Here is a 13399-nt window from a genome sequence, read left to right as displayed (position 1 = left end):
TTCACGGGCGTCGCCTTCAAGATTCAGGCGAACATGGACCCGAAGCACCACGACCGCATGGCGTTTGTGCGTGTCTGTTCGGGAAAATTTGAGAAGGGCATGGAGGTGATCCACCACCGCACCGGGCAAACGATGCGCCTCAACAATGCCACCACGTTCATGGCGCAGGATCGAGAGGGCGTGGATACGGCCTATCCGGGGGACATCATCGGGATCATGAGCCACGGGCGTGTCAAGATCGGCGACAGCTTTTCGAAGGCCGAGCCCCTCCACTTCACGGGGGTGCCCAGCTTTGCGCCGGAGCACTTCCGCAAGGTGCGGCTCGACGATCCGTTTCGGTCGAAGCACCTGGGGAAGGGCCTGCAGCAGTTGAGTGAAGAGGGCGCCATCCAGGCGTTCCGTCCGCTTCGCGGCAACGACTACATCCTCGGGGCCGTCGGCGAGCTGCAGTTTGACGTGACCCTGGATCGGCTGGAGGATGAGTACAACGTGGATGCCCACCTCACAGGTGTGCGCTACGCCTGCTGTCGCTGGATCGACGGGCCGAGTGAGGACCTGGAAGACTTCGAGGCCGAAAACATGGACAGCCTCTTCCGCGACGCCGATGGCGACCTGACGTACCTGGCCCTCAGTGACTTTCGGCTCGAGCGCACCATGGAGAATTGGCCCCGCATCAGCTTCAACTCTACGAAGCAGCACACGGCGGAAGAGGAGGGAAGTTAGTCCTGCCGAGGGCACGGTCAAATCCTCCTTCGGGACGTCCCGCGCCACGATGCCGTATGCGTACACGGAACCGAACGCCAGTTTCGTCCGGCAGGAGGTCGCACAGCGACTGTGCCGATCCCTCGCCACCCTTAAGCCTAGCGTGGAGGCCGACTGACGTCCGTAGGGGGCTCTCAAAGCGGATCTTCCACGGCAAATCGCTCATTTCAATACAGTCCTGGAAACCCGTAGCACTACATTCCTGACACTCGACGGTGAGCGACCCTTTTCTCATCGGTGGCGTCATCATTGCGTGCTTCGTCGCGTTCAATATTGGCGGCGCGACGACTGGACCGGCATTCGGGCCGGCCGTGGGGGCGAATGTCCTGTCGAAGACGGCCGCGGGGGCTCTCATGGCGGTGGCGTTCTTCGGTGGGGCGTACACGATCGGGCGGCGGGTCGTCGATACGCTGGGCACAGAGCTGGTCCACGACCCGTCCGTCTTTACGTTGGAGGCCAGCATCATCGTGCTGTTCTTCATCGGCGGGGCGCTGCTCGTGGGCAACCTCTCGGGGGCCCCGGCGTCTACGTCGATGACGGCGGTGGGGGCCATCATTGGCCTCGGCCTCGCGAGTGGGGAGCTCAATCTCGCCGTGGTGGGAGAAATTCTCGCCTGGTGGATTCTGTCCCCCATCATCGGCTTCTGGCTGGCCGTCATGGTCGGACGCTACGGGTACGAGTCGCTCGATCGACTCGTGGCCATCGAGCAGAGTGAGGGCCCGCTGCTGAGATTTGAGCCCGTAGAACTGGGAACGTGGCCCGTGCTCCGCCTCGCCGGGTCCCCGGTCGTACAGATGGAGCGTGTGAGCGTGAAGCTGTGGCCCGCCCGTGGGCCCAACACGTCGTGGCGTGAGGTGGTGGGCACGGCCGTACTGGTGAGCATCGGGTTCTTGATGGCGTTCAGCTCGGGCACCAGCAACATTGCCAACGCCATCGCGCCGCTGGTGGGAAGCGGGGCCCTAGCCATGAACCCCGGCATCCTCATCGGGTGCGGGGCCGTAGCGGTGGGGGCCCTCACGATTGCCCGCCGGACCATGGAGACGCTCGGGAATGACATCACCGATCTGCCGCTGACGGCCGCGATTGTGGTGGCGCTCCTCAGCTCGCTCATCATCATCGTGCTGTCGGCCCTTGGAATCCCGGCGAGCTTTGTCGTGGTCGCCACCCTCTGCATCATCGGTCTTGGCTGGGGGCGCTCCACCCAGGCTGTGTCGGTGGCCGAGGCCGTGCGTGGAGATGTGTCTCCACAGGTGTCGGTGGGCGCCCTGGCGCGGAGGGACGACGACACGGTCGGGACCGTGCGCCCGCGGTCCGGACCCCGAGAGTCATCGCAAGACACGGATCCAGTCCGGTCGGACCTCTTTGACCCCGGGACGAGCGTACGGGTCGTGCTCATGCAGAACGTCGTCCCCCTGCTGGCGACGGGCGGGTCGTACCTCACCTTTTGGCTGCTTCCCATAGGAGGGTGAGCCCTCATTGCCGATCCGAGAAATTGCAACCAGACGCACGAGTACCCTATGCAGCTACGTGGGCGCCAAACGCAGTTCTACATCGACCTGATCTATGGCCTCGGGTTTGCCGTGGGCTTCGGCTACCTGCTCTTCGTCGGGATGAATCCGCTGGTGGCGGCCTTCCAGAGTGGCCTCGTGCTGGGCTATTTCCTGCGGGTGTGGGAGAACATGAGCGTCTATGAGCGCATCCTGCACGAGGAGGTGGCGGCCGAGGCCGAAGAGGTGGTGGCCGATGAGATCGAAGACACGATGCCGGGCGAAGTGGAAGACGCCGTGGCCGAAGAGATCAAGGACACCATGCCGGACGAGGTAGAAGAGGCGGTCGCCAAGAAAGTCGAAGGCGCGGTGGCCGAGGAGGCCGAGGACGCGGTTCCCGAAGAGGTCACCGCGGAGGTCGAGAAGCAAGTGGCCGAAGAAATGACCGACGAGATCAAGCAGCGAGTGGGGGAAGAGATGGACGAGCGTTTTCAAGAAGTGGGGGAGCACGTTGAGAAAAAACGGGACGACCGGACGTCCGAGAATGAAGACGTAGTCCCAGAATAGACGTTCTCGTCGCCCGATCGGGACGCCCGCGCTGTCGTACGTTTGCTTCCCCGTGGGTACAATGGGCCGGACAAGAGAAAACTGATGAAAGGCTTGTATCTTGTTGCAACTACGGATGGAGATTCGATCTGTGGGTGGTTACCGTATGAATGGCTTGTTCACAGACGATTGGGGCCAGGCTGATTACATGAATCTCGTTCACGATCTGTCTTCTGCTTTGGACGTGCCATGTCTATTGATCGACGCCAGTTTTTGGATGCCTGCTCGGCGGTGGGGCTGAGCGGCCTTTTCCCCGGTGCCCTGTACGCACAGGTGGCCGAAGAGGAGGACGAGTCCCCCATCACGACCGAACACGTTGCGGCCGCGGAATCGATCGCTGGGCTCTCCCTCACCGGCGAGGAGCGGGAACTCCTGGTTGAGAACCTGAACGAGAACCTCGAGCAGTACGAGGCGATGCGGGCGCATGAGCTGCCCAATGCACGGGCCCCAGCCACAACCTTCGACCCGCGGCGCGGCGGGGCGGAAATTCCGGAGGTGTCGCCGTCCGCGGACGGGGCAGAGGCCCCTCTCCCCCCGATCGACCGCCCGTCCTCCGACGAGGAATTGGCCTTTGCCTCCATCGCGGAATTGGCCCATCTGCTCCGCGCCCGCAAGGTGACCAGCGTGGAGCTGACCGAGCTGGCCCTGCAGCGCCTCCGTCGGTACGACGATCGGCTGCACACGGTCATCTCGTACACCGAGGAGCGCGCCCTGGCGGCGGCCCGCCAGGCCGACGACGAGCTAGACGCGGGCACGTGGCGCGGCCCCCTCCATGGCGTGCCGTACGGGGCCAAGGACCTGCTGGCCGTGGAGGGCACGAAGACAACATGGGGGGCGGAGCCGTACAAGAACCAGACAATCGACGAGACGGCAACTGTCATCGAGCGGCTCGACGAAGCCGGCGCCGTCCTCGTGGCCAAGCTGTCGCTGGGTGCACTGGCGTGGGGAGACGTGTGGTACGACGCCACCACCAAGAACCCCTGGAACCTGGACCAAGGCTCCAGCGGCTCGTCGGCGGGGCCGGCCGCGGCGGTCTCGGCGGGCTGCGTGCCGTTCGCAATTGGGTCCGAGACGCTCGGCTCCATCGTGTCGCCGTCCACCCGGTGTGGCGTCACGGGTCACCGCCCCACCTTCGGAGCGGTGGGACGGGGTGGGGCCATGGCGCTCTCGTGGACCATGGACAAGCTTGGTCCCATCGCCCGCTCGGCGCTCGACTGCGCACACGTCTACGACGCGATCCGGGGGGCCGACCCGGAGGATCCCGCCTCGGTGGACGTGCCGTTTCCGTTTGACGCGGAACGCTCCGCCGCGTCCTTGCGCGTGGGGTATCTGCAAGAGGCGTTCGAGGAAGACTACGACAACCAGTCCGCCGACCAGAAGACGCTCGATGTTCTCCGGGGGCTCGGCGTGGATCTGGAGCCGGTGTCGTGGGACGTCGACGTCCCCGTGGGGGCGCTCCTGAATACGCTCGACGTGGAGGCGGCCGCGGCGTTCGATGAACTGACGCGCACAGGCGGCGTCGACGACCTGGTCCGGCAAGGCGAGAACACGTGGCCGAACGTCTTCCGCACCGCCCGTTTCGTCCCGGCGGTGGAGCACGTCCAGATGGATCGGCTGCGGGCGGACCTCATGGAACAGGCCCACGCGGTCATGCAGGACCTCGACGTGCTGGTGAGCCCCAGTTTCGGTGGCGGGACCCTCGGCATCACGAACCTGACGGGGCACCCGTGCGTGTGTCTTCCCAATGCCCTGCGCCCGGTGGACGAGGGCCCGGACGCCCGCCGGCAGCCGGGCAGCATCAGCTTCGTGGCGCCCCTGTACAGGGACCAGCACGCGCTCACGCTGGCCCACGCCGTGCAGCAGGAGACCAACATTCACAGCCGCCGCCCGCCGATCCAGTAGGTCGGAGGCGATTCGAGGCCCCCATCGCCGCGCACCCCTCCACAGCCCCCACGCTTTGCCATGCGCATCGTCTCGCTACTGCCGGCCGCGACCGAGTGGATCTGTGTCTTCGGAGAAAAGGACCAACTCGTCGGGCGCTCCCACGAGTGTGATTATCCGGAGAGCGTGCAGGACGTGCCCGTCGTGACGGCCCCGACCTACGAGTCCGATGGCGACTCCGCCGCCATCGACGACGCGGTGCAGGGGCAACTGCAGAACGGGCTCAGTCTCTACGACGTGGACCTGGAGCGGCTGCGGGACCTGGAGCCCGACCTGATTGTGACGCAGGATCAGTGTGAAGTGTGCGCGGTGAGCCTGCCGGAGCTGGAAGCGCAACTTGGAGAGTGGGCTGGGGGCAGCCCCGAGGTCGTCTCGATGCGGCCGCAGACGCTGAAAGAGGTGCTTGACGAGGCGCTTCGCCTCGCCCGTGCCATGGAGGCCCTTGAGGGGGCGATGGAAGTCATTGCCAATCTCGAAACCGGCCTCCGCGTGCTGCGTGACCAGATCGGCGTGGACCGCTCCACCAACCCGCAATCGCTTCCCTCTGTGGCCTGCGTCGAGTGGTTGGAGCCGCTCATGGTGGCGGGCCACTGGATGCCCGACGTGGTGGAGATGGCAGGGGGACGCCCCCTCATCGGCACCGCCGGGAATCCCACCTCGCCGGTCGAGTGGGAGGAGGTTCGAGAGGCGGACCCGGACGTCCTGGCCCTCATGCCTTGCGGCTTCACCGTCGACGAAACGCGGCGCGATCTGCACTACCTGACCGACCGTCCCGGCTGGGACGCGATGTCTGCGGTCGAGGACCAGCGCGTCGCCCTGCTCGACGGCAACGCGTACTTCAACCGTCCGGGCCCGCGCCTCTACCGGGCCATTGAGGTGCTTGCGTCGGTGCTCCACCCCGAGGCATTCCGTCCAGAGCCGCCCGTCGCGGACTGGGAGCGCCAATGGCTGCACGCGTCCGACCCCACCCCCGCATAGAAAGCCCGCGTGGAGTGGGATCAACTTGGCCCGACCGAGAGTGTAGTAGGGCTGGTACCTGAATCATCCTCACTTTGGTTTGCCCGCGGACATCATTCGTGGGCCCTCGCGTTTGTTCAACTCACCCGTTGCCCGACCGACGACCGTATATGAAACGCTCGGAATTCAGCTACGACGTCCCCGAAGAACTCGTCGCAGAATATCCGGCCGACCCCCCCGACTCGTCCCGGATGATGGTGTTGGATCGGGAGTCGCACGACATCAACCACGACAAACAATTCCGCGACCTCCCGGAGTACTTCTCGGAGGGGGACGTGCTCGTCGTAAACGACACGAAGGTGTATCCGGCACGCCTGTACGGCCAGAAGAAAAAGACCGGGGCCGACATCCGGGTCTTCCTGCTTCGTGAGTTGAACCCGGAGAGTCGGCTCTGGGACGTAGAGGTCGACCCGGCCCGGAAGATTCGCATCGGCAACAAACTCTACTTCGACGACGACCTGATCGCGGAGGTGATCGACAACACGACCTCGCGCGGCCGGACAATCCGCTTTTCGTTCGACGACGTGAACGAGGCGCTGTACCAGAAAATCCGCGACATCGGCGAGATGCCGCTCCCTCCCTACATCGACCGGGACGTGGAGAAGGAGGACCGGGACCGGTACCAGACCATTTTCGCCGAGGAGCGAGGGGCAGTGGCCGCCCCGAAGTCGACCCTCCACTTTACTGAGGACGTGCTGGAGCGCCTGAAGGAGAAGGGCGTGAATGTGGTGCCCATTACCCTGCACATCGGCCGGAAGAAGTCCGAGCCGGTTGATGTAGAGGACCTCTCCAAGCACCGCACGGACTCGGAGGAGTACCACATCCCGGAAGAGACCGCCGAGGCCGTGAACCGCGCCCTGGCGTCCGACGAGAATACCGTCACGGCCAGCGGCACGACCGCCGTACGGGCCCTCGAGTCGAGCCTCTCGGCCGACGAGACGGTGAAGCCGGACCACAGTTGGACGGACCTCTTCGTGTATCCGGAGTACGAGTTCAAGATCGTGGAGCGGATGATCACGAATTTCCACCGCCCGGAGAGCATGCTCATGATGATGGGCGCGGCGTTTGCGGGATATGACTTCCTTTTTGAGGCCTACGAAGAGGCCTTCGAGGAGGAGTACCGACTCTTTGCGTTCGGGGACGCGATCTTTATCAAGTAGGCGCCCCGGAGCCTCGAGAATCACCTGCCTTCTCGCACGTGGCCCCGGTTTCGCATGGATGCTGCTGATGCCCGTGCCCGTTCGGACGAAGTGGCCGTTCTGATCCCGGCGGCGGGGAGGGGGCGCCGTCTGGGGGGACAGCCCAAGCAGTTTCGAGCCCTTGGTGAGCATCCAGTGCTGGTGCAGGTGCTCCTGTCGTTTGAGCAGCACCCGGCTGTGGGACACGCCGTGGTGGCGGCCCCCGAAACCCGGGTCACGGGCGTCACCGATCGCCTACAGGCAGAGGGCCTCAGTGTACTGACGGCCGTCGTGGGGGGCGGCGACAATCGGCAATCTTCCGTCCGACACGCCCTCCGGGCGGTGCCCGATCCCGTCACCACGGTGCTCGTGCACGACGCGGCCCGCCCGTTCGTGACGGCGGCGCAGGTGCAGGCCGTCGTCCAGGCCGTCCGCGCCGACGGGGCGGCGTCGCTGGCCGTGCCGGTGGCCGACACGCTCCGCCGTGGGGATGCCGACAGTCTCGGCGACACGATCTCGCGGGACGGCCTCTACCGGATGCAGACGCCGCAGGGCTTCCGCCGCGAGTGGCTTGAGCACGCGCACCGTCGCGCATCATCAGGGGACGAGACAGCGACCGACGACGTGGCCCTCGTGCAGCGGCTGGATCACGAGGTGCTTCCGGTGCCGGGGAGTCGGCGCAACTTCAAGATTACGACCCCCGACGACTGGGCGCTCGCCCGAGCGCTGTGGCCGACCTGGAAAGACGCCCCCGAACGGTTTGATCTGTCGTCGTCGGCGTCGACGTAGCGTTGCTTTCCGTAGTTGAGGACATCTCATGCGCATCGGTTTTGGGTACGACGTGCATCGCCTGGTTGAGGATCGCCCCCTGATTCTGGGCGGGGTACAGGTGCCGCACGATCAGGGCCTCGCGGGCCATTCGGACGCGGATGTTCTCCTGCACGCGGTGGCCGACGCCCTGCTCGGGGCCGCTGCGCTCGGAGACATCGGGGCTCACTTTCCGGACACCGACGCTGAATGGAAGGGGGCCGACAGTCAAGCCCTGCTCCGGCAGGTCGCGCAGCAGGTCCAGAACGCCGGCTATGATCCCCACAATGTCGACGTGACGGTCCTTCTGGAGCGCCCGAAGCTGCGCCCCCACGTCGATGAGATGCGTGCAAACGTCGCCGATGCGCTCTCTTTTCCCCGTGATGGGGTGTCCGTGAAGGCGACCACGACGGAAGGGATCGGCTTCGTGGGACGGGAGGAAGGCGTGGCGGCACAGGCCGTTTGCTCACTCCAGCCCGTGTGAGGAGGGAATTCTGATACCGACTTGAGCGCACTGTTGCCGGGTATGCTCGACGGATTCTCCAACTTTTTTGCCTGGATGGAGGCGCTCTCGCCGATCTGGGCGTACGTCACGCTGCTCGTGATCGCGTACGGCGAGAACGTGTTGCCCCCCATCCCGGGCGACATGGTCGTGGTCTTCGGGGGGTACATGGCGGGCCTTGGGCAGTTGCACCTCGGCATTGTGATTCTCCTCTCCACGATCGGGGGGGCACTGGGCTTCATGACGATGTATGCCGTCGGGTACACGCTCGGGCGTTCGGTCTTGAACCCCAATCGTCTGCAGTGGCTGCCCCGAGAGGGGTTCGACCGTGCGCGGCGCTGGATTCACCAGTACGGCTACGGCGTCATCGCGGCCAATCGGTTTTTAAGCGGGGCCCGGTCGGTGATTTCCCTGACGGCGGGCATGTTTCGGATGGAGGTGGTCCGTACGGCCTGGTGGTGCACAGTGAGCGCGCTGGTGTGGACGGGGCTTATCAGTTATGCCGGGTACGCCGTGGGGGAAAACTGGGACCTCGTCGTGACCTACCTCCGAGCCTACGGGCGCATCATGGCGACGATCTTGGTCCTGGTTGCGGTCGGGCTGGGCGTGCGGTGGTACTGGCAGCGGCAGGGCAGCGCAGAGACGACCGGATCCGACGACGAGGCCTCCCCCGGAACTCGCTGACTGGTTGAAACTCGGTGCCACACGAACAGTTGGTGCTGGTGATTGAGAATTGGCCCATGCCTGCTGACGTAGCTCAACTGGTAGAGCAGCGCACTTGTAATGCGCAGGCTGGCGGTTCGAGTCCGCCCGTCAGCTCCGTAGAAAATTATCCCTCGGACGCTTGGTGCGTCTGAGGGATTTTATTTTCGACTCTAGAGCCGTGCCCGTGTCGAAGGGCCCGGCTGCACGTCCACTGCTGCCCGGCGTTGGCTCTTTACTCCCGGCCATGGCCTTCGATTCCACACCGTTCCGTCAGCAGGTGGGTCTCGTGGGCGGCCCGCTCCTGTGCATCGTCCTATTGACGGTGCCGGGCCCCGAGGGTCTCGACCCGGCGGGATGGCGTACCGCCGCGGTGGGGGTGCTGATGGCCGTCTGGTGGATCACGGAGGCCCTTCCGATTTCGGCGACCGCCCTGGTGCCCCTCGTCGCGTTTCCCCCGTTGGGAATCACCGACATCGGGGGCGCCGCCACCCCGTACGCCAATCCCCTCATCTTTCTTTTTCTAGGGGGCTTCCTGTTGGCACAAGCGATGCAGCGGTGGCGGTTGCATCGCCGTGTGGCACTCGGAATCGTACAGGGAGTTGGGACAAAGCCCCGGTCGATCGTGGTCGGATTTCTCCTCGCATCGGCCCTTCTGAGCATGTGGGTAAGCAACACGGCGACGGCGCTCATGATGCTGCCGATTGGGGTCTCGATCATCGACTTCGTTCGGGATCAGCTGGAGGCCCGAGGCGAAACGATGCCGCCGCACTTTCCGATCGTGCTTTTGCTCGGGATCGCGTACGCCTGCAATATCGGCGGCATGGGGACCCTCATCGGCACGCCCCCGAATGCGTTGCTCGCGGGCTTTTTCTCCGAGACGTACGGTGTGGAGGTCGGCTTTGCCCAGTGGATGGTCGTCGGCCTGCCGCTCGTGGCTGTGGCACTGCCGCTCGTATACGTCGTGCTCACGTGGGTCTATCCCATTGAACTGGATCGGCTGCCCGGGGGCACTCGGGTCATCGACGCCGAGTGGGAGAAGCTGGGACGCATGACGACGGCGGAAGGGCGGGTGGCCGCGGTCTTCGCGTTGACCGCGGCCCTGTGGATGACGCGCCCCCTCCTTGCCGACCTGCTTCCGGGGCTTTCTGACGCCGGAATTGCGATTGGGGCCGGGCTCTTGCTCTTCGCCCTGCCGGCCGGGACCGAAGAGCGCGCGCTCCTCGTCTGGGAGGACGCCGAGGCGCTCCCGTGGGGCGTGCTCCTGCTGTTCGGCGGGGGGCTCAGTCTGGCGTCCGCCATCAGTGACACCGGGCTGGCCGCCTGGATTGGGGGAGGGGTGAATGCCCTTCGCGGATGGCCCACGCTCCTCGTGGTGCTGGGGGCGGTGGCCCTGATCGTCCTGCTTACTGAAATTACCAGCAACACGGCCACCACAGCGGCGTTTTTGCCCATTCTGGGAGCGGTAGCGGTGGGGTTCGGGGAGAATCCGTTCCTGCTCACGGTGCCGGCCGCCCTCGGTGCGAGCAGTGCGTTCATGCTTCCGGTGGCCACCCCGCCGAACGCCATCGTTTACGGAAGCGGACTGCTCTCCATCCCCGAAATGAGCCGGGCCGGCATCTGGCTCAACCTCGCGTTTGTCGTCCTGGTCACCCTGGTTGCGTACGGGCTGCTCGGGGTGGCCTTCGGGGTCGAACTCGGAACGACTCCGGTGTGGGCCTCGGCTGGCCGGTAGCGCAGCAGGGGGCCGATCCCGCTCAGTGCTCGCCCAGAAGCGAGACCTCGTCGCCCAGTACGTCCTCCACGTAGAGCGTCTGCACGAGTACGATCACAACGATGGCGAAGGGGGTGGCAAGAAGCACCCCTCCGGCCCCGGCGCTCACGCCCCCGATAAACTGGGCCGTGATGACGGTGGCGGGTGGGATATGGACGGCCTGCTGCTGCACGAGTGGAGAAATGAGATAGCTCTCCAGCAACTGCACCGTCCCGTAGACCAGAATGACGTAGAGCACCTCCGTGGGACCGATCAGGGAGGCAACGAGCAGGGCGGGCAGTACAGACAGGACGGGCCCTAAATAAGGTACGAAGGAAAAGAGGGCGGCAAGAAGCCCGAGGGCGATGGGGGACGGGATGCCGACCATCCGCAATCCGACAGCCGTCAGCACCCCGACGATCAGCATGAGAATCAGCCGGCCGGTGAGCCACCAGCGCAGGGCCCGCCCAAGCGCGGAGAGAACTTCTCGGGCCCGAGGGCGCGAGGATGGAGGAACCATCTGAACCACGCCGTTGAGGTATGACTGCGGGGCTGCCCCGCCGTAGATGCCAATAAAAAGGATGATAAAGCCGTTGACGAGAAGGTTGAGGGTGTCCCGAAATACGTTCGTCACGCGACCCAGGACGCTGGAGACTGGAGGCAAAAGCTGGCTGGGATCCACATACCGTTGCATCCAGCCGTACTGCTGAACGGCAGCGCGGGCGCGGGCGGCGAGGCGCTCGGCGGCGTCCGGCAAGAGGGTCGCCAGGGCACTGGCCTGTTCGGAAATGTCGGGGCCCGCCAGGGCCCAGAGGCCGATGAGTATGCCCACCAGTCCGACCAGTGTGAGGGCAAGTGCAAGGGGGCGAGGGAGGATCGTGTCTTCGGTCAGCTCCTGGGTCACCCCCGCGAGAAACACCGCCAGTAGAATGCCGGCGAAAACGGTAAACAGAACCTCGACTAACTGCGTTGCGACGACAAGCAAGAGCACTCCCGCAACGGCCAGTCCCGTCGTCACGTACGGGCGACGCGAGATGTACGAGTCGGAGGGGGCAGTCATGGGCGAAGAGAGCAGCGTGGTGGAGTGGACCCACAGTGAAGTGCGGCTTCGAAGTCTTTCCAAAACATCTTCCTCAGCCAGACCATGATCAAGTCTTTCCTGGGCATCGAGCCCACGCACGACGATACGAACTACATCGCGGACACGGCGGTCCTCATCGGGGACGTCACCCTGGGGCGTGACGCGAGCATCTGGCATCACTGCACCCTGCGAGGGGACGTGAACTGGATCCGCGTGGGGCCCGAAACCAACGTGCAGGACCACACGGTCGTCCACGTCACGCACGGCACGGCGCCGACCGACATCGGCGCGCGGGTTACAATCGGACATGGGGCCATCGTGCACGGGTGCACCGTCGAAGACGAGGTGCTGGTCGGCATGGGGGCAACGATTCTGGACCACGCCGTGATCGGTCGTCACAGCATCGTGGGGGCCCAGGCGCTCGTGACGAAGGGGACCCGGATCCCGCCCCGGTCGCTTGTCCTTGGTCAGCCCGCCGAGGTTGTGCGGTCGCTGACGGACGAGGAAGTGGCGAATATCCAAGCAGGAGCGGACAACTACCTATGCTACGGCGACGTGCACGCCGGGACGGAGACGCCGGCGGAGAATCCATGGTACGATCCGGTGTAGCCGGAAAGAGTTACGGCGGGGTTGCATCGAAGGGGACCCACTCCGGAGGCTTGACATTCGGCGCACCACTGCTCTTGCTCCCGCATTGAGTCTCCCAATCTATGCGCTCCACAGTATTTTTGCTGGTTTTGTCGGTCGTACTTGCGGGATGCTCCGCGATCACGATCGACGAAGAGACGGTCTTCCAGCCGAAGCCGTCGGTGACGCCCGAGTCGTTTTCTGTTGACGATGTTGACCTTTCGGTCCGCGACATTCCGGTTTCGGATAGCGCCTCGGTCAATGCCTGGCACCTCACACAGGCCGATGCCGAGACAACCGTCCTGTTCTTTGGGGGCAACGGGTTTTATCTCGTCCAGTCTCAGGGGTATTTGCGCGCCCTGACGCGCCCCCCGGTGAACGCATTTCTTTGGGACTACCGTGGGTACGGGCGGAGCGACGGCACGCCTGGTGCCATGAACGTCCGCAACGATGCGCTCGCGGTCTACGACTCCCTGGTCGCGCGTCCGGGGGTCTCGCCGGACCAACTTCTGGTCTGGGGGCACTCGCTGGGCACTTTCCTCGCCACGCACGTCGCGTCCGAGCGCACGGTGGGTGGGGTCGTGCTCGAAAATCCCGCCACCAATGTCGACGACTGGAAGAGCTACCTCTTTCCATGGTACGTCCGGCTGTTCCTCGGCGTCGAGGTGGATCCAGCCCTGCAGCAGGATGACAACTTGGAGCGGGTTCGGTCCCTCGACGTGCCCCTGCTTGTGGTCGGGGGCAGTGAGGACCAGGTCACGAACCCGGCTATGGCCCGGCGCCTACACACCGAAGCAGCGAGCGAGAGCCGTCGGCTCGTTATCGTAGACGGCGGGGGGCACAACGACCTCTACGAAGACTCGGAAGTACGAGCGGCATACCGCGCTTTGATCGAAGAGGTTACCACGGAGCCCCCAGCACAGTCATCCCGGTAGG

13 protein-coding genes and 1 tRNA gene are annotated in these 13399 nt (G+C 64.9%); 13 read left to right on the top strand and 1 reads right to left on the bottom strand.

Annotated elements, in window-relative coordinates:
• The 11 genes from OJB03_RS14745 to OJB03_RS14695 form a co-directional block, all read left to right on the top strand.
• The coding region (locus OJB03_RS14745; RefSeq protein WP_263788771.1) for an EF-Tu/IF-2/RF-3 family GTPase at positions 1-723 on the top strand (723 nt) is incomplete at its 5' end.
• 254 nt (positions 724-977) lie between these two features.
• Positions 978-2231, top strand: a complete 1254-nt coding sequence (locus OJB03_RS14740) for an inorganic phosphate transporter (protein WP_263788770.1) — start codon at positions 978-980, stop codon at positions 2229-2231.
• A 48-nt stretch (positions 2232-2279) separates the two neighbouring features.
• Positions 2280-2816, top strand: a complete 537-nt coding sequence (locus OJB03_RS14735; RefSeq protein WP_263788769.1) for a hypothetical protein — start codon at positions 2280-2282, stop codon at positions 2814-2816.
• 228 nt (positions 2817-3044) lie between these two features.
• On the top strand, positions 3045-4757 hold the full coding sequence (locus OJB03_RS14730; protein ID WP_263788768.1) for an amidase: 1713 nt from the start codon (positions 3045-3047) through the stop codon (positions 4755-4757).
• A 60-nt stretch (positions 4758-4817) separates the two neighbouring features.
• Positions 4818-5774, top strand: a complete 957-nt coding sequence (locus tag OJB03_RS14725; RefSeq protein WP_263788767.1) for a cobalamin-binding protein — start codon at positions 4818-4820, stop codon at positions 5772-5774.
• A gap of 149 nt (positions 5775-5923) precedes the next feature.
• Entirely contained in the window at positions 5924-6973 is a 1050-nt protein-coding gene (gene queA, locus OJB03_RS14720; RefSeq protein ID WP_263788766.1) for a tRNA preQ1(34) S-adenosylmethionine ribosyltransferase-isomerase QueA, read from the top strand.
• A gap of 54 nt (positions 6974-7027) precedes the next feature.
• Positions 7028-7780 carry a 2-C-methyl-D-erythritol 4-phosphate cytidylyltransferase gene (gene ispD / locus OJB03_RS14715; protein WP_263788765.1) on the top strand — a complete coding sequence of 251 codons (753 nt, stop codon included), beginning with the start codon at positions 7028-7030 and terminating at the stop codon, positions 7778-7780.
• Between the two features lie 28 nt (positions 7781-7808).
• Positions 7809-8282: a 2-C-methyl-D-erythritol 2,4-cyclodiphosphate synthase gene (ispF, locus tag OJB03_RS14710; RefSeq protein WP_263788764.1), complete on the top strand. Its 474-nt coding sequence runs from the start codon at positions 7809-7811 to the stop codon at positions 8280-8282.
• 42 nt (positions 8283-8324) lie between these two features.
• Positions 8325-8984: a DedA family protein gene (locus OJB03_RS14705; RefSeq protein WP_263788763.1), complete on the top strand. Its 660-nt coding sequence runs from the start codon at positions 8325-8327 to the stop codon at positions 8982-8984.
• 62 nt (positions 8985-9046) lie between these two features.
• Positions 9047-9119 (top strand) — tRNA-Thr (locus OJB03_RS14700).
• Between the two features lie 130 nt (positions 9120-9249).
• A complete protein-coding gene (locus OJB03_RS14695) occupies positions 9250-10737 on the top strand; it encodes an SLC13 family permease (protein WP_263788762.1) in 1488 nt (495 codons plus the stop codon).
• 22 nt (positions 10738-10759) lie between these two features.
• Here OJB03_RS14695 and OJB03_RS14690 read toward each other — a convergent pair whose 3' ends face one another.
• The gene (locus OJB03_RS14690) at positions 10760-11815 is read right to left on the bottom strand and encodes an AI-2E family transporter (protein ID WP_263788761.1); all 1056 of its coding nucleotides are present in this window, start codon (positions 11813-11815) and stop codon (positions 10760-10762) included.
• Between the two features lie 84 nt (positions 11816-11899).
• Between OJB03_RS14690 and OJB03_RS14685 the strand changes: the two genes are divergently transcribed.
• Both OJB03_RS14685 and OJB03_RS14680 read left to right on the top strand, forming a co-directional pair.
• The gene (locus OJB03_RS14685; protein ID WP_263788760.1) at positions 11900-12445 is read left to right on the top strand and encodes a gamma carbonic anhydrase family protein; all 546 of its coding nucleotides are present in this window, start codon (positions 11900-11902) and stop codon (positions 12443-12445) included.
• 101 nt (positions 12446-12546) lie between these two features.
• On the top strand, positions 12547-13398 hold the full coding sequence (locus OJB03_RS14680; protein ID WP_263788759.1) for an alpha/beta hydrolase: 852 nt from the start codon (positions 12547-12549) through the stop codon (positions 13396-13398).
• Position 13399 lies beyond the last annotated feature (1 nt).

Source organism: Salinibacter grassmerensis (genome assembly GCF_947077765.1).
GTDB classification, from domain to species: domain Bacteria; phylum Bacteroidota; class Rhodothermia; order Rhodothermales; family Salinibacteraceae; genus Salinibacter; species Salinibacter grassmerensis.
This window is presented reverse-complemented; position numbering and strand designations above follow the sequence as displayed.

What these genes read in the sequence shown, in the direction of transcription:
- OJB03_RS14735 (WP_263788769.1), top strand. Translation starts at nt 2,280, where the DNA reads ATGCAGCTACGTGGGCGCCAAACGCAGTTCTACATCGACCTGATCTAT.
- OJB03_RS14730 (WP_263788768.1), top strand. Translation starts at nt 3,045, where the DNA reads ATGTCTATTGATCGACGCCAGTTTTTGGATGCCTGCTCGGCGGTGGGG.
- OJB03_RS14725 (WP_263788767.1), top strand. Translation starts at nt 4,818, where the DNA reads ATGCGCATCGTCTCGCTACTGCCGGCCGCGACCGAGTGGATCTGTGTC.
- queA (WP_263788766.1), top strand. Translation starts at nt 5,924, where the DNA reads ATGAAACGCTCGGAATTCAGCTACGACGTCCCCGAAGAACTCGTCGCA.
- ispD (WP_263788765.1), top strand. Translation starts at nt 7,028, where the DNA reads ATGGATGCTGCTGATGCCCGTGCCCGTTCGGACGAAGTGGCCGTTCTG.
- ispF (WP_263788764.1), top strand. Translation starts at nt 7,809, where the DNA reads ATGCGCATCGGTTTTGGGTACGACGTGCATCGCCTGGTTGAGGATCGC.
- OJB03_RS14705 (WP_263788763.1), top strand. Translation starts at nt 8,325, where the DNA reads ATGCTCGACGGATTCTCCAACTTTTTTGCCTGGATGGAGGCGCTCTCG.
- OJB03_RS14695 (WP_263788762.1), top strand. Translation starts at nt 9,250, where the DNA reads ATGGCCTTCGATTCCACACCGTTCCGTCAGCAGGTGGGTCTCGTGGGC.
- OJB03_RS14690 (WP_263788761.1), bottom strand. Translation starts at nt 11,815, where the DNA reads ATGACTGCCCCCTCCGACTCGTACATCTCGCGTCGCCCGTACGTGACG.
- OJB03_RS14685 (WP_263788760.1), top strand. Translation starts at nt 11,900, where the DNA reads ATGATCAAGTCTTTCCTGGGCATCGAGCCCACGCACGACGATACGAAC.
- OJB03_RS14680 (WP_263788759.1), top strand. Translation starts at nt 12,547, where the DNA reads ATGCGCTCCACAGTATTTTTGCTGGTTTTGTCGGTCGTACTTGCGGGA.